The 19,960-nt window shown below is 42.5% G+C and carries 13 protein-coding genes and 1 pseudogene; 10 read left to right on the top strand and 4 right to left on the bottom strand.

What is annotated here, in order from left to right:
• The 6 genes and pseudogenes from pylB to H729_RS09650 all read left to right on the top strand — a co-directional run bounded on the left by pylB (position 1) and on the right by H729_RS09650 (position 6,872).
• The gene (gene pylB, locus H729_RS04295) at positions 1 to 1,083 is read left to right on the top strand and encodes a methylornithine synthase PylB (RefSeq protein ID WP_020448776.1); all 1,083 of its coding nucleotides are present in this window, start codon (positions 1 to 3) and stop codon (positions 1,081 to 1,083) included.
• Positions 1,080 to 2,252 carry a 3-methylornithine--L-lysine ligase PylC gene (pylC, locus tag H729_RS04290; RefSeq protein WP_020448775.1) on the top strand — a complete coding sequence of 391 codons (1,173 nt, stop codon included), beginning with the start codon at positions 1,080 to 1,082 and terminating at the stop codon, positions 2,250 to 2,252. The genes pylB and pylC overlap by 4 nt, the downstream gene beginning before the upstream one ends.
• Positions 2,253 to 2,260: 8 nt before the next feature.
• Positions 2,261 to 3,100: a 3-methylornithyl-N6-L-lysine dehydrogenase PylD gene (gene pylD / locus H729_RS04285; RefSeq protein ID WP_020448774.1), complete on the top strand. Its 840-nt coding sequence runs from the start codon at positions 2,261 to 2,263 to the stop codon at positions 3,098 to 3,100.
• A complete protein-coding gene (locus tag H729_RS04280) occupies positions 3,097 to 4,731 on the top strand; it encodes a methylamine methyltransferase corrinoid protein reductive activase (RefSeq protein WP_020448773.1) in 1,635 nt (544 codons plus the stop codon). The genes pylD and H729_RS04280 overlap by 4 nt, the downstream gene beginning before the upstream one ends.
• 87 nt (positions 4,732 to 4,818) lie before the next feature.
• Positions 4,819 to 5,475 (top strand): cobalamin B12-binding domain-containing protein, encoded by a 657-nt coding sequence (locus tag H729_RS04275; protein ID WP_020448772.1) that lies wholly within the window; start codon positions 4,819 to 4,821, stop codon positions 5,473 to 5,475.
• A 5-nt stretch (positions 5,476 to 5,480) separates the two neighbouring features.
• Positions 5,481 to 6,872 (top strand): annotated as a pseudogene (locus H729_RS09650) (monomethylamine:corrinoid methyltransferase).
• A 245-nt stretch (positions 6,873 to 7,117) separates the two neighbouring features.
• Here H729_RS09650 and H729_RS04260 read toward each other — a convergent pair.
• On the bottom strand, positions 7,118 to 7,774 hold the full coding sequence (locus H729_RS04260) for an SIMPL domain-containing protein (RefSeq protein ID WP_020448771.1): 657 nt from the start codon (positions 7,772 to 7,774) through the stop codon (positions 7,118 to 7,120).
• 94 nt (positions 7,775 to 7,868) lie between these two features.
• Between H729_RS04260 and iorA the strand changes: the two genes are divergently transcribed.
• Genes iorA through H729_RS04240 form a run of 4 tightly spaced genes read left to right on the top strand, consistent with a single transcriptional unit; the run spans position 7,869 to position 11,879 of the window.
• Entirely contained in the window at positions 7,869 to 9,653 is a 1,785-nt protein-coding gene (iorA, locus tag H729_RS04255; RefSeq protein WP_048134369.1) for an indolepyruvate ferredoxin oxidoreductase subunit alpha, read from the top strand.
• A complete protein-coding gene (locus tag H729_RS04250) occupies positions 9,647 to 10,228 on the top strand; it encodes an indolepyruvate oxidoreductase subunit beta (protein ID WP_172618703.1) in 582 nt (193 codons plus the stop codon). Before iorA ends, H729_RS04250 begins: the two co-directional genes overlap by 7 nt.
• A gap of 35 nt (positions 10,229 to 10,263) precedes the next feature.
• Entirely contained in the window at positions 10,264 to 11,493 is a 1,230-nt protein-coding gene (locus tag H729_RS04245) for a phenylacetate--CoA ligase family protein (RefSeq protein ID WP_048134366.1), read from the top strand.
• A gap of 38 nt (positions 11,494 to 11,531) precedes the next feature.
• Positions 11,532 to 11,879 carry a TIGR04076 family protein gene (locus H729_RS04240; protein WP_020448767.1) on the top strand — a complete coding sequence of 116 codons (348 nt, stop codon included), beginning with the start codon at positions 11,532 to 11,534 and terminating at the stop codon, positions 11,877 to 11,879.
• A gap of 85 nt (positions 11,880 to 11,964) precedes the next feature.
• Here H729_RS04240 and H729_RS04235 read toward each other — a convergent pair whose 3' ends face one another.
• From H729_RS04235 to H729_RS04225, 3 genes are read right to left on the bottom strand one after another with little or no spacing between them, the layout of a single operon-like run.
• A complete protein-coding gene (locus H729_RS04235) occupies positions 11,965 to 12,885 on the bottom strand; it encodes a DUF1848 domain-containing protein (protein ID WP_020448766.1) in 921 nt (306 codons plus the stop codon).
• A 3-nt stretch (positions 12,886 to 12,888) separates the two neighbouring features.
• Complete coding sequence (locus H729_RS04230) at positions 12,889 to 13,569, bottom strand: DNA alkylation repair protein (RefSeq protein WP_020448765.1); 681 nt, start codon at positions 13,567 to 13,569, stop codon at positions 12,889 to 12,891.
• A 9-nt stretch (positions 13,570 to 13,578) separates the two neighbouring features.
• Positions 13,579 to 19,221, bottom strand: coding sequence for a DUF3320 domain-containing protein (locus H729_RS04225; protein WP_020448764.1), 5,643 nt, complete (start codon positions 19,219 to 19,221; stop codon positions 13,579 to 13,581).
• Between the last annotated feature and the right edge of the window lie 739 nt (positions 19,222 to 19,960).

Below are 19,960 nucleotides of genomic sequence, written 5' to 3'. Positions count from 1 at the left end.
ATGAAAGATGCAGACATAACACCCATACTTCAGAAATCACTGGATGGCCAGGATCTAACTGTTACGGAAATAGAAGCTTTGCTTGCTGCAGAGGATCAGAACTCTGTAGCACGGCTGTTTGAAGCGGCTAGGACTGTTAAAACTCAATATTTTGGAAATAAAGTTTTTCTTTACGGTTTTGTATATTTTTCAACACACTGCCGCAATAATTGTTCATTTTGTTTTTACAGGAGTTCCAATACAGACAGCGTAAGGTATAGAAAAACAGACGATGAGATTCTGGAACTTGCTACTTCTCTTGAGGATTCCGGAGTTCATGTAATCGACCTCACTATGGGTGAAGATCCTCTGATACACAACGACAATCACTACAACAGACTTACTGACTTAGTGAAAATGGTGAATAATGCTGTGGATATTCCTCTTATGGTTTCACCAGGCGCGATTCCCGAACGGCTATTCCCAGTATTAATGGAAAACGGTGCAGATTGGATCGCTTGTTATCAGGAAACTCACAATATGGAATTATTCAAAAAACTGCGGCCTGATCAAGATTATGAATTTAGGCTCAATCAGAAGAAATGGGCTGATAAATACGGACTTCTTGCAGAAGAAGGAATAATGATAGGCGTTGGAGAATCTGTAAAGGACAGGGCGGATTCCATTGATACTATGAGAGGATTAAATGTAAATCAAGTAAGAGCGATGAGTTTTGTTCCACAGGAAAACACACCGATGTCTGTCAACTCACCGTCCCCGTTCATTGAGGAGCTGAAAGCAATTGCAGTGATGAGACTCGTACATCCAAAAAATCTCATACCTGCCAGCTTAGACGTAGAAGGCGTAGCTGGATTAAAGACCAGGCTGGCCGCAGGGGCAAACGTGATTACGTCCATTATTCCTCCACGTAAGGGTCTTGCCGGGGTAGCACAACATGAACTTGACATTGATGACGGCGGAAGATCTGTAGAACAGATTGAAGCAATTCTAGATGATATTAATGTTAAAATAGCAGATAAATACGAATACATCAACCTCATAGAGAGCTGGAAAAACAGCAAAAAAGCGGGGGTTTCTCTGTGAAATTAGGAGTAATAGGAGGCCTTCTGCAGGGAATGGAAGCCATATATCTTGCAAAAAAAGCAGGATATGAAACTCTTGTGATTGACCGTGATGAAAAGGCACCAGCTATATCGCTGGCAGATAGTTCAGAAATATTGGATATTAATTTAGAAAAATCAAAAGCCAAAAGGATACTTTGTGACTGTGATGCAGTGATACCGGCAAATGAGAATATCGAGACTCTGATTTCTATCGATGAAATTGCCAGAGAAATTGATATAGATCTGCTCTTCGACATTAATGCATACAACATCTCGTCATCAAAAATACTGTCAAATAAACTTATGGATGAGCTTAAAGTCCCAATACCGAAACCATGGCCAGAATGCGGTTTTCCAGTAATTGTAAAACCATCAGGCCAAAGCGGAAGTATAGGGGTAAGAAAAGCATATAGTACAGAAGATGTAAGTTCTGCAGTGAACACAATTCATGGAATGGGCGATAAAGAGGTAATACAAGAATTTGCAGACGGCCCCAACATCTCAATAGAAGTTATCGGAGATGGAACCCGCGCAAAATCCATGATTCTGACAGAGGTTGTTCTAGATGACAAGTACGACTGCAAAATGGTCCGCTGCCCCATGCAGAATATTGATCCGGATACCTTAGACTCGTTTTCAAGATACGGCGAATCAATTGCCAAAGCCCTCAAGTTAAAAGGAATCATGGATGTAGAGGCGATTTATTCAAAAAAAGGATTAAAGATACTGGAAATAGATGCCAGGATACCAAGTCAGACTCCAGCAGCAATACTGAATGCAACCGGTGTAAATCTCATCAAACATCTAGTCGAAGCTGTGAAAGGGAACCTTTCCGGACCTCAACCTGCTGATGGATCAGCAATATATGAACATCTGATTTTTGAAAATGGAATTCTGAGATCCTGCGGAGAGAAAGTGTTTGCTGGAGTCGAGAACCCCAGAATAGAATACGGCCTCTTCGGATCATCGGAAATGATAACGGACTATGAACCTGGAAAAGACCGCTGGCACGCAACAATGATCACGAAAGGAAAAATGCCAGAAGACACGTGGGACAAGCGCCAAAAATGCATTGAATGCATTTTAAAAGAAAACAACATCAAACAATATTTAGACCCAGCACCGGAGGTGATAACATTACCCGCTTAACACCAGAGATGATAAAACATGTACCGTATGCATCGGTGGAAAGAGACAGGACCCTCATATCATCAATAGGCATAGACATGAAGGGATTGGCATACGAAGCTGTGAGTGTGATTCCCGATAGTATGCCATTGGAAGATTTTTCTACCGCTGTTGTTCCAGTCACAAGCGGAAAGGGTGTTACACCAGGATTCACAGAGTCAGTCTGTTCCATTCTGCAACATCTTGGTATGAAATCATTCATTACCCAGAGAACAGATATCGCCGGGCTGTCTGATGCACTGGCAGCCAAAGCAGACATTGTCTTTATGGCTGATGACGCTGAATTCATAGCACTCAACACTCATACGAGCACATTTTCAGACAATACACGCTCCACAGCTTTAGGATACTTTACCGCGCTTAAGATCGCAGCCAATGGACTTCAGGGAAAAGAAGTGCTGCTGATAGGAGCAGGAAGAGTCGGAGACAAAATGGCTGATATGCTTGAAGCAGAGGAAGCAAAAGTTACAATTACAGACATTGATCCTTTAAAATCACGGGCACTGCAGAAAAAACATATTGATTTTAAAGTATGTGATGACCTTGAAAAAGCTGTAAGAAATTCTACATTAATCCTGAATGCTTCACCTGGAAAAATACCAGGAGACTGGATAAATAAAGGGACGATCGTGTCTTCCCCGGGAATGCCTTACTCTTTTGATGAAGAAGGTCTTAAAAAAATGAAGATTCTGATTCATGACCCGCTGCAGATAGGCGTGTCTGTCATGGCAGTATGGAGTGCTAGTTTGTCTTTGTATGAACCACCAATACCGATTGAAAGTCCTGTCTGTGCGGAAGTGATCCTGTGACTGAATATTCAATAGCCTTAGACATTGGAACAAGCGGCTTCAGGGCTCAGGCGATTAAAAGAGAGAACAATGAAGTTGTATCTACCGCCATAACTACAAGGCATCCAGTACCCGGAGCCAACGTGATAGATCATGTAAACTTCGCCATGGATGCCGGTCCTGACATCTGCAACAGACTGATAATTGACACAATTAACAAACTTCTTCCATTATTGCAGATAAATTTAGAATGCGTAACCAAAATGGCTGTCTGCGGAAACCCTTTTCAGTTATCACTTTTTCAAAACATTGAGATCCGTGATTTAGCATACGCAGGAAAAAATCGCCTGGAAGAGCTTAAGATAATTCCTCCGAAAAGAGATGGTGAAATCGTTCAGGCGTCTGACTTAGGCTTAGCTAACATGAAAAATGCATCGGTAGTTATTCCGCCTGCTGTAAGCCATGAAATCGGTGCTGACGCTATAGCCATGATGCTGATGACAGATGCATTGAAACAAGATGAGCCGTGTATGGTAATAGATTACGGAACTAATGCAGAAATGGCGCTGATCGTTGACGGAGAAGTATATACTGGATCTGCAGCCGCCGGTCCGGCCCTTGAAGGGCAGCAAATTGAAATGGGGATGCTGGCTGCTCCTGGAACCCTTTCTGAAGTAAATGCTACAGAAAACGGTTGGGAATCCTGGGTGCTTGATAGTGAGTATCTGCCTGTGAAAGGGGACATTGTAAATCCTCAAGATGGAAAAATCGTTTCGAAAGGTCCTGCGCACGGATGTGCTAAAGGAATCACAGGCACGGGAGTAATTGCTGCGTTGGACTGCGGGATATCCAGCGGTCTGGTAAAAATGCCTAAAATCTCTACGCCTGATGAAAGGCTGCATCTGCAGGATAAAATCTCCATAAGTGAAAGAGATGTATCTGAAGCGGGAAAGGCCATCGGAGCATTGAGAGCCGGTTATCTTACATTAATGAGAGAAGTGGATCTCTGGGTTGAGGATGTTCCTATATTCTTTATGTCCGGTGCATCTGGATTATACGTAGATGCCAAAAAGGCTCAGCGTGTGGGAATGGTTTCTCCAGGATCAAAGAAAATCATTCAGTTTGGAAATACATCTCTTGCAATGGCCAGAGAAATCGCTACTGGCAAACTTGAATTGGACGAATTGAAAGAGTTCGCAAAGAAGCTGAAAGCCAGACACTGCATGTTTGCAACCTCTGAAACTTTCAAGAATCTTTATTCGATCGAGCTGTCCCTCTGGACATATGGAATGCCGATGAGCTCATACAACGACATGCTGGACATATATGGTTTGCCTCATCTTCCCATGGAAATATCTGAACCTCAGGTAGAAAGGAGAATGAAGAGAGACATTCCGGATCTTGGAGATTTCGGCATGGCCGTTTTGGAAAACCCGGGCACGCTGATCACCAAAGAGCTGATAGGCTGTGTGAGATGCGACAAGTGCATTGAGGTATGCCCAGAAAAAGCTCTGGTTATCGATGAAAGCGGTGCCAATCCTATTGCAGTCATCAGGTCGGATTTGTGCGATGGAGCGGCCTGCAAAAGATGCGAGCTTTCATGTCCTAGTCATGCTATGTCCCTGAAAAATATGGGAGTTTGTAGGAGATGACTGAAAAAGGAAAAGCTAAACATTTTACAAATTCTTCTTTTATATCCAGCATATAGATAGAAGGAACAAAACGGCAGGGGGATTGTGATGGATACTAAAGGGGAAGTACTCCAGATGTTGAAAAAGGCCGTGGAAACCTGGGATATGGAATTAGTCCATGAAGCATCTCAGAATGCGTTGTCTCAGGGAATCACGCCTTACGAAGCTATTGAAAAAGGCTTGGGAAAGGGAATGATAAACATAAGCGAGAGGTTTAACGAAGGGCTTATTTTCTTGCCTCAGGTGCTAGCAGCATCAAAAGCAATGGAAGAAGGCATGGCAGTCTTCGAACCTTTCATAGGCAAAGACTCTCCCCACACTACTAAAGGAAACATAGTTATCGGAACGGTGCAGGGAGACGTCCACGAAATAGGAAAACACGTAGTGTGTGCTTTCTTGAGGGGAGCCGGATACAGCGTTTTCGATCTTGGGAGAGATGTGCCGCCCGATGATTTTCTAGAAGCTGCTAAAGAGCGAAATGCCAGTATTGTTGCTGCATCTGCACTTATGACAACTACATTGATCGGCCAGAAAAAGATTGTAAAGTGTCTTAAGGAGGAAGAGCTGAATATCAAGACGCTCTTCGGAGGTGCCTGTTGCACCAGAAAATGGGTTGAAAGCATAGGTGGAGACGAATACTGCTCTTGCGGATCAGAAGTAGTAGAATGTGTGGACAGGATGTTAAAATTCAATAAAGGAGATTGATTATATTGGTGGCTGAGAAGGCCTTAACAGTCTATGATGCGTTTCTTAGATCTGAAAAAGGTCCAAAAATTACAGAAAATGTTTGGGACAATAATGTAATACCAGTAACAGCAGTTGAGCTGAAGGAAAAGTATGAGATAGATTTCGGCAACAAATTCATTCCTACTGATCCTGACTTAAAGGAACGTCTCTTCCGCGCAGGAATCGAAATGCTCGTAACTGTAGGCATTCTCAACGTAGACACCGGACGGGCCATAATAGTCACCGAAGAAGAGATAAGGGCGGGAATCAGAGCCGCTCCGAAACGCATCCAGTTAGGCGAGAATAAAGACGCCGTAATTCTAGAGCCAAGAAGAAGTGCATCCAGAAAAAAACCGATAATACAGGGAGGCCCGACAGGAGCTACCGTATCTGAAGATATTTTCGTTCCCATGATTCAAAGCTATGCCCAGGAACCGATTGTAGATACGATCGTCAGCGGTGTGATGTCTACCGTTGACGGAATTCCCGCAGCTACAAACACACCTTTCGAAGTCAAAGCAACCCTTGCTGAGATCAGAGCGGTCAGAGAAGCTTGCAGTAGAGTCGGAAGACCTTATATCAGCATATAGGGACCTGAGACACCGCTGTCCGCAGCGGGACGTCTCGCCGGAGATTATGCATGCGGATTAAGACCATGCGACAGCCACGAAGTATCTCAGCTGAATGAACTTAAAATAGACAACTCATCGCTGAATATGATTTCAGGATGGCTTCACAACGGCAATGTGATAATGGTAGAGCAGATGCCGATCTTTGGAGGCTACATTGGAGGTGTTGAAGAGACAGCAATCTGTGACATTGCCACGACTCTCGCATCATTCACGCTTCTGAACGCCAGTTATCATCTCGATGGGCCAATCCACATAAGGTGGGGCATCACAACATCAAGGGAAACTCTACAAATAGCAGGCCATGTGGCAGCTACACTCGATTCATATACTGACCTGCTGCTCGCCAACCAATACTATCCAATTGCCGGACCATGTACAGAAATGTGTCTTCTGGAAATTGCAGCCCAGGCGATGCTGGATACTGTCAGCGGCAGGGAGCTTGTCTCAGGCTGTGCTTCTGCAAAGGGAGTATCTGAAGATTACACCACCGGGATGGAAGCCAGAATGATGGGTGAAGTGGCTACGGCCTCAGCCGGCATGGATCCTGAAGATGTCAACGACATATTGAACCGTTTGGTTAAAAAATATGAGAGGCAATACCTCACAGCACCACAAGGAAGAACATTCCAAGAGTGCTATAACGTCCGCAAAATCGTTCCTACAAAGGAGTATCTCAAAGTGTATGAAAGTTCAACAGAGATACTTACAGAGCTTGGTCTGGATATGAGTTCCATATCCGACTAATTTTTATAATTATTTACACAAGAGTTCTAGAATTTATAAGATATAGCACATGCACCGCTTGAGATTATATAGTTGAGAGAAAGGGTGCCTATGGATGACTGATAATTTCCGATACTCCAGCTGCAAATCACACCGGAGCCGGTATCGGCGATGAATTGTCTGAAAAACAGAATAAACTCGAAAACGACTCATCGCCGTATTTCAGGAAGAGGATTTCTTTTGCAGAGATGTGTTTGAAAAAGAGATTATGAAGGCTGCTTCAAACTCCATACAAAAAATACAGATTCTTCAACAACAATTTCTTCTGGAGTCATGTCAGCCATGGCTTCAGAACTGCAGCTTCTCAGCACCATGCGGTTTGCTGGAGCATGGATTTTACAGCCTTCGATATCATATGAAATCTCTTTCACGCTGCCCAGCAGGGTTCCTGAAGCCTTGGTGATCACTTCTGCCTTGTGTCTAGCATCCTCAGCAGCCAGTTTGAGAAGATCGTCTCTTATGGAATCCCTGTCAGCCAGCATGAAGCTTATAGACAATTCAGGAGAAACGCTGCTACATGAGATTGAAGAGACCGCCTCAGAGAGTAGATCCAGACTCATCGGGAATTTGACGCTGATTGTCTGACTATATACGTAACCCGTGAACTCTCTTATCTGCGCACCGTCATCTTTTCTGACATAGTCATACTTAGCGTCGATAGAAATAGCCCCGGTTTTCAAATCATCTGCGCTGAATCCAGCAGAGACCAGCGAAGCCGTCAGACTATCCAGCTTTGCATTGGCTTCATTCATCATCAAGCTGTAGTCTTTGTTTTCTGCTTTTAATTCCAAATTTAACTGTATCTGGTCAGGTTTTACTGACATCCTGCCGATTCCTTTTACGGCAATTGATGGTTTAGTCATTGAATCTCATCCTGCACACATGTTTTTAATCTTAAATAGTGATTGGAAGTGCAATAGGCTTTTAACTGAATCTCCCGATAAACCGACGAAAGATATGCAGCGGCTTCTAATGGGAAATGAGTGCATAGCGCTGGGAGCAATCCATGCCGGAGTAAAGTGTGTATGCGGTTATCCAGGTACGCCTTCTACAGAAATTTTAGAAACTGTGGTGAAAGAGAATCCTGGAGACATTTACGTAGAATGGTCCGTTAACGAGAAAGCAGCCATAGAAGTGGCTGCCGGAGCCTCATATTCTGGAGTGCGGACTCTGGTCACCATGAAGCAGGTGGGGCTAAATGCCTGTTCTGATCCGGTTATGTGCCTTGTATATATCGGCATAAAGGGCGGAATGGTGATCGTCGTTGCGGATGATCCGGGCCCGATATCATCGCAGACGGAACAGGATACCAGACATTTCGCCAGTTTCTCTAAACTTCCCATTTTTGATCCTTCAACTCCAGACGAAGCGTATGAGATGATTGAAGATGCATATGAGTATTCTGAAAAATACAAAACTCCAGTGATTTTCAGACCTACCACCAGGATCTGCCATGGCTATTCTTCCATTGACTTAAAACAGGATAGAAAATGCATTGAGGCAGAAGGTTTCATAAAAGATCCTAAATGGGCAATTTTTCCTAAGCTGTCATATCAGAACCACATTGTACTGGAGAAAAAGATTTCGCAGATGGGTAAAGACTTTTCATCATACAGATTTAATGGGATTAGTGGAAATAATGCAGTCGGGATTGCATCATCCGGCATAGGATACGCTTACTCAAAAGAAGCTTTAGACTCGCTGAATACGGCCTGCAGAGTTTTGAAAGTCGCCACTGCATATCCGTTCCCTGAAGAGCTCGCTTTAAAGTTCTTAGACGGCCTCGAGAAAGTCCTGGTGATCGAAGAGCTGGATCCAGTCGTAGAAAGGGAGCTTACATACATCTGTGGAAAGCACAACCTTAAAACCAAAATATTCGGCAAACTGACGGGCAATATGCCTTTCGCCGGAGAGTATTCTGCAGAGCTTGTGAAGTCTGCAGTCTCAATATTTCTGAACATCCCCCAAGATGAAGAACCGCTTTCTATGCCGGGTCTTCCGATTCGTCCTCCTGTGCTCTGTGCGGGCTGTCCGCACCGGGCATCATTCTATGCAGTAAAACAAGCTGCAAAGGGTCTCGATGCCATCTTTTCTGGCGATATAGGTTGTTACACCCTCGGAAACGCTAAACCCTTAGAAATGGTGGATACGTGCCTCTGCATGGGTGCAGGAATAACAATGGCGCAGGGGCTGCAGCGTGCTAACCCTCAGACGATTAATTTTGCATTTGTCGGCGATTCCACATTTTTCCACACTGGGATACCAGGGGTAGTAAACGCTGTTTACAACCAGACAAAAATTGTTGTGATAATCCTGGATAATTCCACTACCGCTATGACTGGACACCAGCCGCATCCCGGCACAGGAGTCAAAGCTACAGGGGCAATAGCAGAGAAAATAGACATTGCTGGCGTTCTCAAAGCCATCGGCGTAAAGAAGATAATTAAGTCAAACCCGCTGGATCTGGAGAAAGCCGTCTCTGCAGTCAGAGAAGCTGCTGAGTTTGAGAGTGTATCTGCCGTGATCTTCGAAGCTCCCTGCATTGCTATCTCAAAACCCAAACCGCATCTAATTATCACAGACAAATGCACAGCCTGTAGGAAATGCATCAAAGAACTGGGATGTCCGGCCATAGTATACTCTGAAGGAAAAGTGTACATTGATTCTTCACTCTGCGTTGGCTGTAACCTATGCTCTCAGGTCTGTCCTTCAGAAGCTATTGCACAGCAGGAGGAATCTTGATGAATTACATCATCACTGGAGTCGGTGGCCAGGGAACCGTTCTGGCGTCAAAGCTTATCGCAGACACTTTAATGGAAAGAGGAGAAAAAGTCAGAAGTGCAGAGACTATAGGCATGGCTCAGCGCGGAGGATCTGTTGTAAGCCACATACGAACCGGTCCTGCCATGTCGCCTTTAGTTCCTAAAGGCTATGCGGATGTGCTTATCGGCTTTGAACCTGCAGAAGCGGCCCGCTGCCTTCCATATCTAAAGAGAAATGGAGTCGCGATAATAAGCGTTAGTCCAGTCAAACCGGTGACTTCATCTCTGGAAGACAATTATCATCTCAATGAGATTCTGGATTTTCTGAAGAACGCTTCCCAGAAGACGCTGATGGTGGAGGGCAATGAACTCTGTGCAGAAGTCGGAAACTCCAAGGTGCTGAATGTCTGCCTTCTAGGTGTAGCTGCCAATTCTGGATGCCTTGGAATCACAATAGAGGAAATGCAGTCCACTCTTAAACGCCGCATTCCCCCCAAACTTTTAGATATCAACAACAAAGCACTAAAAATTGGAGCAAGCGCACCGTTAGTATAATTACTAGGAAATACATACCTAGATGACCTAACATGATGAGTGATGATCAACTATGTACAATAAAAAAGGTTTTGGATTCCATTAAGGAAAAAAGCCCTTTTTATAACAAAAAATATAAAGACATTGATTTAAACAAAATATGCACAAAGGAAGATTTTGAAACTCTCCCTTTAACAGACAAATGGGAACTCAGGGATGCGTATCCATTAGGCCTGCAGGCAGTGCCTGATGAGAAGATTGTCCGTATCCACTCATCATCCGGAACTACCGGCACTCCTATAATTATCCCATACACTGCCAAAGACGTTGAAGACTGGGCTGTGATGTTTGAAAGATGCTATGAATTGGCAGGTGTTTCAAACATAGACAGAGTGCAGATCACTCCTGGATACGGCCTCTGGACTGCTGGTATAGGATTTCAGGCTGGAGCCGAAAAACATGGTGCCATGGTCATACCGATGGGACCCGGAAATACAGATAAACAGATACAGATGATGCTTGACCTGAAAAGCACCGTGCTGTGTGCCACTTCTTCGTATGCTCTTCTTCTGGCTGAGGAAATCACCAGAAGAGGATTAAATGATAAGATTCACCTTGAAAGAGCCCTCATCGGATCCGAAAGATGGGGAGAGAAGATGAGAAACCGAATAGCCAGCGAACTTGGTGTAAAACTGTATGACATATATGGCCTTACTGAAATATATGGACCCGGGATCGGAATAAGCTGCGACTATGCATCTGGAATTCACTATTGGGATGATTTTCTTTATTTTGAGATAATTGATCCAGAAACCGGCGAAGCCCTGCCGGACGGAAAAATCGGAGAGCTGGTAATCACCACCTTGAGAAAAGAAGGAGCCCCACTTATCAGATACAGAACTCATGATTTAACAAGAATCATTCCTGGAAAATGCTTATGTGGATGCAGTCATCCCCGCATAGACATCCTGATAGGTCGCACTGATGACATGGTGAAAGTAAAAGGCGTCAATATCTTTCCTGGACAGATCGACGAGGTTCTAAAAGAAGTCGATGGAGTCAGCAGCGAGTATCAGGTGATGATTGATCATCTAAACGGCAAAGACATAATGACCATATTCTTCGAGACTGAGTGTGATGAATCAAAGCGGGAAAATATCGAAATGAATGTCCGGAACCACTTCAAAGAAAGAGTTGGTGTGACTGTAGTTCCTAAAGCAGTGTACATAGGAGACCTGCCCAGAAGTGAAAAGAAGTCAAACCGTATCTTTGACAACAGGTATTAAATGATGTACATTGTTTTCTTTTTTTTGGGAGGATCATCATGAAAAAATGGTATAATGAAGAGTATGAGTTTGAAATTGAAGTAAGCGGATTTCTCCGCGGCGATCATACAGAAAGATACTGCAGAAACGGCGAGGAAGTCGGTGACAAATATACCTGCACATACGGGTGTCCTGTAAATAGTGATGGACAGGGCATCTGCTCCAAAGTGATGATGATTATGTTTCCAATAATGGAAGCAGTCAGAAGCGGTGGAGATCTAGAGAATATCGGTGGTAGCAGCAGATACAGCAAAGACATTGTGTGTCCAGACGGCTGCGTTATGTTCAGGCTGACAGCCAAAAAACTTGGAAATGAGAATTTTTACAAAGGAAAGTTCTTCGATTAAGTTGAGCTGATACGCATAAAATACAAACAGAATCGATTGGGAATTTATCAATTAATTTAGAAAACTGTAACCAAAGAAATTATCTTCAGAACAATACTATCTGATAGTCTCTAGAAGATGCGAGCTTTTTGCAGACTACCTCATCTTCTTCTGATATGCTGCCTATAAGCAACTCATTTTCCGGATGATGATTTTTATAATTGTAAATAGTCTCTCTGAGATTACTGGTAGCGTAACAGTAAGTGCATCCATGAATGCAGGTGTTGTATATACCAACATCAATGCTCTCGCAGCACTCGCACAAAGTCCTCTGATTCTTATCTCTAGGCAGTTTGAGTTTATATCCGCAGATCATTTCCAGATACTCCTTGTCTATGCATTTCGCTCTCTTAATTCCATACATCTGCGGATCTTCAGGATAGCAGCACAGTCTTGGTTCGATACTGTATGATAAAGCAGTCTCTTTCAGGTTCCTCAGGAACCTTTCCTTATCCTGCCTGGAAATCTCAGATCCAAAGTTTTTATTATGATATGACTGGACAAGACTCATGTTGACAATTTTAGTATATCCAGAAAGCTGACTGCACATATTTTCAAAATTCTTGAGATGATACTCTGGTGTGAATAAATTATTGAAGATTATAGGATCATAACGCCAGATTATACGTTCGCATCCGATCATGTCACTAAGACGCCTGAATGTCTTGATGATATCTTCTTTAGGTCTTATATTTCTCTCGATATCGCTGCCGTATGGGGTTATCGTGAATTGAAATACGTATTTATATCCCAGTGAAGTTATCTCATCCAGTTTATCGAGGATATTTGCAGCATCTTTTGTCCAGAATACTATGCAGTTGACAATTTTAGGATTTAATTCTATTTTATACACTGTCGAACTCATCACAGGATTTCTTATCAAAACATATCCTGCTTTCAGTCTTTTCAAAAACCATTCTGAATAATATGCCGGGATATCAGTTCTGCGGGATGCTGAAATTATCATAACTCATTTCCTTCTCATTTTACGAAGGCCGTCTTTCGTCATATCGTCAACTCTGCGTGACTCAATTATTTTCTGAATTGATTTATTATATGTCCAGTCATCAAGGTTGTTGTACTTTAGATATTTCATAGTTTTATCTGAAAATTTTACAAAACAGACTGAAACTGCCCAGGCTACAGCCATTTTTACGTAATATCCATCGTGTTTTACTGAATCTAATGCTGCTATAACCTGATCAATGTAATCTTCACAGATATAATGATCCAGCATCATTACGACAGCAAACCTCACTTTAAATTCATCATCAGAATAAAGATAAGGCTGAATGAACTCCCATACTGTTTCCATATTCTTTTTGGTTACCTTCAGGCCACTGCAGAAACAGTCACAGACTAACCAGTTGTCAATAGAGGAGGTAAAATCATCAACATATGAAAGAATCTCCTGGATATCACCATTTAACTGGCCGATAAGCAGTCCTTTTATTATTAATTCTTCCAAGTATTCACAGTTGTAATGATCAATATACGGCCGTTTATCTTCTTCTGGCATCTCCCTGGTGATCGTTCGAAGCTGAGGAATTTTAACTCCCAAGATATTGCTGTTGGTTGGAATCAATTTTAATGAGAAATCTTTAAATTTCTCATCTGCTAGATCCTCAAGGATCTTTCTTACATCATACATTTGACACCTTCAGATCACAGAAACTCTGTCACCATCCGATTTTATGAGGCCAGCCTTTACAGACTGATCTATGCATTCGCCGATGATTGCCTTGAGGTTGTTGCCCAGCCTTGAGAATCCAAACAGTTTACCTACTTCCCGTACAAGGTCTGAAGACGATAATGCAAACTGATTGTTTACGACTTCTTTAATGGCATTAATTATCTCTTCTGGAGGAATGTCTGCAATATCTCTTCTTTCTTTGTCAGTTGGAGTTCTGTATCCCTCATATGTTTCTGGATCCTGGTCTGCATTCCAGATAAAGATCTTTCCGTTGAAGGTTGTCTGCTTTGGATTCAGATCATTAAATAATTTCTCAAAATACTTGTTTACTTTAACGATAGGTCTGTAAATTCCCCAGGAGCTGAGAGTCTTTTTCTGAAGCAGCTTGTATGAAATCGGACCTTCCAGACGGATTATTTCTTTCATCTGCTCAATGATCTTTTCTCTGCTGTCCCCGGTCATGAAATCTTCCGGATTTCCGATATTCTGCGTGTCTGCTGGATTGTATTCTGGTTGTATTGAGTCCTCTGCAGTCTCAGATACCTTATCATCCGGCACTTCTACATTCAGCACTATTTGGGCATTGGCTCTCAGGTTATTTTCATCTATTGCTTTCTCTTCTTCTGCCACGCGATTCTTTTTTATTGCAAGTTCAATAGCGTCCTTTATCTTTGACAGTTCTTTTTCTGAATCGTACCACCAGTCCATTATCCACAGATGATGAAGATTCCATCCCAGGGATTCCAGTACTGAGTTCTGAACAATGTTTCTATCCCTTGCAGTACTAGGAGATTGTTTATTTTTACCATCAATCATTATTCCTAAAACATACTCGTCTTCATTATCAGGGTCTATTATACCAATATCCATTCTATACCCCGAACTGCCTATGTCTACATTAGTTTTGTAGCCCATTTCTTCGATCTTATGTGCAATGATGTCTTCGATACCTTCACCTGCACAATCCTTTTTATCGCGCGGAAGACAGTTCTTGCCATTCTTTGCAAATTCTAAGAACGATTTGAGATTGATTATCCCTTCAGAGTTTGTTCTGGTAATATCTATCTGATCTGGCCGGAGTGTTGAGAATACTATCATTTCCATTCTTGCCCTTGAAACCGCGACATTTAATCTTCTCCAACCGCCTTCGCGGTTTAATGGTCCGAAATTCAAACGAACAGTACCACTTTTATCTGGCCCGTAACCGATCGAGAACAGAATGACATCTCTTTCATCTCCCTGAACATTTTCAAGATTTTTAATAAATATTGGTTCTTCTGCAGAGCTGTTTATTGCATCCAATTCAGGATTTTTATCCAATGCATCTGAAAGCATGTCGTCAATTAGATTCTGCTGAGCTATGCTGAAAGCAACAACTCCTATACTCTGATTGCGCAGAACAGGATCTGCCAGCCGTCTGATTATTTCATCAACTACAGCTTTCGCTTCAGTTTTGTTCTGTTTAGTCTTACCGCGGTCATAATAACCGTCCACATGCACCAGGCTGACTTTTGAAACTATGTCGTTCGGAGACGGGAATGTAAATAATTTATTATCATAAAACTGCATATTGCTGAAGGCAATCAGGCTTTCATGCCTAGATCGATAATGCCACAGCAGATGTTCCTGAGGCATTGAAAGTGCAAGGCAGTCGTCAAGTATGCTTTCCAGGTCTTCTTTTTCAATATTATCTTCATCAACCGTATTTATCGTGAAGAATGAAGTCGGAGGAAGCTGCTTAGGATCTCCCACTACGATGAACTCCTTCCCTCTTGCTATTGCTCCTACAGCATAGCAGGTCTGCATCTGCGATGCCTCGTCAAATATGACAAGATCAAATTTCGGAAACTTCGGATCAATGTATTGAGCGACGGAAATCGGGCTCATCAGCATACACGGGCAGAGCGTCTTGAGCAGATTGGGGATCTGATCAAACAGTCTTCTTATAGACAGCCCTCTTCCACCGGTTTTTATTGCTTTTCTTAAGATGCTTAATTCAGATGAAGAGGCTGCTGAACCAGTTATGTCTGGAAGTTTAGAAGACAGTTTTGCAACTAGTTCTTCCCTGGTTAGTCTTTCAAACTCTTCTGTAGCTTCATGATATTTCTTGATTTCATCCTCGAATATATCTCCGTTAAATGATGAAAGAGATGGTTCGGTATCAATTACATACTCGGCATAAACACGAGAAATTGATTTTGTGAAAGCAGGCATCAGTTCATCAGACTGTATCCTACCTGACATGTACTCCTCTACCACATTTGAAAGACCCAGCAATCTGGCCTCTTTTATGCGAGAAGCAAACAGCGACCATGCTCTAAGAGATTCAATATTCTCCAGCCAGACTGATACTTTTTTAGTCGAATCTTCAAAACATGATTCTCCAGCAAGCACCTCAACATCAAGTGCCAACTTTACGGTAAGATCAAATGTAAGCTTGGAAACTTTTTCGAATGAGTTCAGGTACGCCTGGGCAGCCTGCTCGTCAATGTCTATAATCTGCTGCCACATATCCGCGCCCAAAGCTGCAGCCAGAGATTTTATCTCAGTTGACTCTACATACAAGCTGTTTAGCAATCTCCAGTCTGTATTGTTTATATTCCAGATGGGTCCGAATAGCTTATCAAATCCGGCACCTACTTCCCACATCTTTTCTCCGGCTAAACGGTAATCGCAGAGCAGCTGCAGGTATGCCGGCACCTTCTCCTTATCTATCGAGGTCCTGGCATATTCTTTCAGTTCTTTTATTATATCTCTCTGACCGAATCTGATCATCTTCCTATCGATCTCATTCCACTTATCAAAAAGCCTACAGGCATCCAGCTTAAAAACACCTTCAGAGAATATTCTCAAGATTTTATCATGAATCTCAGATCTTTTACGGCATAATGTATAAATGATGTCCAAATTTGATCTGATAGAGGGATCATCGCATGAAGCAAGAAGCTCTTTAGATATTTGTTTTGAATTTATTCTATTAAGTACATTATAAAGCGTCTGGTAGTCTGCATATTTAGACAGTTGAATACTTTCACATGGTGATTTGAGATCCTGAATAGTTTTCAGATATTCATTCAACAATTCAATGACTTCATCCCGGAATGAATAACTGTATTCGCATGCACCCAGTTCTTTCAAAGGATGATCTGCAACATTTCCGCAGGCTGCACCGGCAGTAGCTATGTCCCTGACTACGCTGTTCCACGAGTCATATGTAGATGCATTCAGAGACGCAACCTGCTGACGTGTGAAGTGTATGTGCTCCTCCGAACGTGTTGCCTCATACAAAGTAATGACGTCATATAGCGATAGTCCAATAGACCTTTTTGAATGAATTGCGCTTATGACTGAATTCAGCTCTTTTCTGAGTTCAAAGAGTTTCTGAGCACGCGCAGCATACTCATCAGGGTGTATTGCCTTAGGAATGCTAAGAACTTCATCCAACTGGCTTAATGCATCCCGCTTTTTTGTTTTATTAGAATGAAGTTCCAGACTGAAGGGGCCGAGCCCGATGGATTCCAAACGGCGCTGCACTACAGACAATGCCGCCATCTTTTCTGCAATAAACAGAACTGTTTTTCCTTGGAAAAGGGCATTGGCTATGATGTTTGTGATCGTCTGCGACTTTCCAGTTCCCGGAGGCCCATGAAGCACGAAGCTCAGGTCGTTCCCAGAGGCATATATTGCCGAAAGCTGAGAGGAATCTGCGCTTATGGGAACCGCCATGTCACTTGGAAGAACCATATTATCTAAAGTATCTGGAGACTGAAACTCTCCATGCTGCTCCCACTCCATCTTGCCGGAAATCAGGCTTGCAACAACTTTGTGATTGGTCAGTTCCTCGGAACGATTCCGCATATCATTCCACATGATGAACTGATTGAAGGAGAACTGTCCAAGAACTGAGATGTTCTCCACTTCCCAGCGCGGCTTGTCAATAACGGCTTTTCTGAATGTGGCAAACACCTGCTTGATATCTATACCAGTCTCTGCAGTAGGTAGAGGGTCGACATCTGTTACATTTATGTTAAAATTCTGCCTGAGCATCTCAACCAGCGTGACGTTTACTAGAGAGTCCTCGTCACGGATTCTGAGAACATACCCTTTGCCGGCTGATTTTCTGACCAATTCTACAGGAACCAGCACTATCGGGGCCCGGCGTTCTTTTTCTGATACGTCGGTTTCGTACCATTTGAGGAAACCAAGTGCCAGATAGAGGGTGTTTGCCCCATTTTCTTCCATATTTGTTTTTGTAGTCCTGTAAATATAAACGATCTGTTTTTTCAGCTCATCTTCTTTCAGATAAGTACGGAGCCTGTGATTGGAATACTCCATATCGGTCAGGTTTCTGACCGATTCCAGATCAATAGGGAAATGAATATTGTCCTGCTGCTTTGTGAGAATGTCCGATGGTTTTGAAAGTATCTGGAACTCTTCTCCGCTGGCAAGAGCCGCTTCTAAGGAGTTGAGGTCTGCAGCCATTATCTGAATAGAGTTCCTTCTCAGCCTATAGCTGATAAGACCGTTTCTCAGACTCAGATCCAGAAGCTTATTTTCCCACATGCGCTGCTTTGAATATGAAGCCGGTGGAGGATCTAGCTGCTGCGAGGGTGAAGTTTTTCTTGGAGTGTATTTTTGCTCATCGCCGAGTCTCTCGGGAATCGGAAAGATTCCGCTCCCTCTGCATCGTATGACATCTATGAAAATATCAAAAGAAGATTCAGCAAGGTGATATTCTGCTGACTCCTGTGCCTGCTCGAAAGATCCATTGTCTGTTAAAATAGAAATATCAACAGCAATTATCTCTTCAACCCCTTCAGCCATACGTTTTGTAATCAGAGAGACATCGTCTTCAACACATTCAGCAAACGTTTTATCCTCTAACCAGCAGGCTGTGATTACGCGGTTGTCTAGGAGGATGATTACTGGGTTGAGGCCAGCTCTTTCCAGACATGAAGCATAAAAGATTGATAAATCCAAAGCTGTTCCCTGTTTTCGGCTCAGCATTTCCATGGCATTGATTGACCCGGCAGCTGGATTCATCTGTGTTATCGTGAAAGGCCCCTTTTTCCGGATATTCTCATAAATCTCTCTTGCATATTCCTTTGCTTTTTCAGGCAGCCCGGACTGATATGCTGAAGCCTCTTCGGTTATCAGCCTGACGGCATTCCTTCCTGGTGTTACGAATGATGCCAGCAGCTCCGGCATAATGTCTGATCCGATCCAGGTATCTCTGGGAAGAATCTTGAGATCCAGAGTTTTTTCTTCTAAAACTTCGCCGGTGGTGTTTGAGGTAACTGTGATTATGAATGATGCGTCTGTATTTTTTTCAGTCAAAAAAAACAATTCTTTTGAGATTTTGAGGGGTATTCTATCAAAACTTACATACTGACCTGCAGGAATCGACCCTATGCTGGATTCCCACTCAGATTCGTATTGTTCAGATTGCTCTGTGTTTTGTTTGAATGAAACGTTTAACTTGATGTTTCCAAGACTTTCTGAGGAGATGTTTCTGACCTCAATACGCTTAATTAATGGTACCCTGTTATAAACCATTGAATAATTTGCAATAGCACTATATAATACTCTGATTTCAATAATCCCATCCATACGCATCCCTCAAAAGCTTTAGCTGCTCACGTTCAGACGGTGTAATGTGTACAAGGAAATAACAATTACTATGAATAACAGTTCACTGAACGGCATAAATGCATCGATTTCTCAGGATCTGAACAAAGAGTGCTAGAATTTATCATTAATGACAATTGTTCAAATCATGGATTAATGATTACCATTCAAAGATATTGTAAAAAAATAAGCAAGATTCAGAATATGTACTACAGACCACACGATCTTTAGGTAACATACATGCGTTGTCAAGTGCGTATGGACACATTAGAATATACCGTGATGAGAAATAGGAGGTATGTATGGGGAATACATTGAGCACTGTTATAGACAAGATGAGAGCGAAATTCGCAATGCATAGGACAACATTTGACCTTCCTACACCATTGTCCAGTCCATTTAGGTTACCATGCGGTAGTATACGTTTATAAGTCAAGGATTACGTTATAAACTAATAATGCCCAAAAAGCTTCCCCCAAAGGTACCAGTTAAGTTGCTAATACCTAAAAACTTGATACCTGAAATTGATGAGATAGTTACTGAAGAGTCATATGACGGTCGAGGCGATTTAGCATTAACGCTTATCCGATGGTATATTTATGAACGCAAGCGACTGAAAGGAATAGATAAGGAACTTACTATTGTAAAAAATAGAGATAACGGCCCAAAAATATAGGTTTTAAGATTGATAAACGATAACAACATGATTGATTGTAATCGT

Source organism: Candidatus Methanomassiliicoccus intestinalis Issoire-Mx1 (assembly GCF_000404225.1).
Lineage (GTDB): Archaea > Thermoplasmatota > Thermoplasmata > Methanomassiliicoccales > Methanomassiliicoccaceae > Methanomassiliicoccus_A > Methanomassiliicoccus_A intestinalis.
Note: the sequence above shows the minus strand (reverse complement) of the source record. Positions and strands in the feature narration are given on the sequence as shown.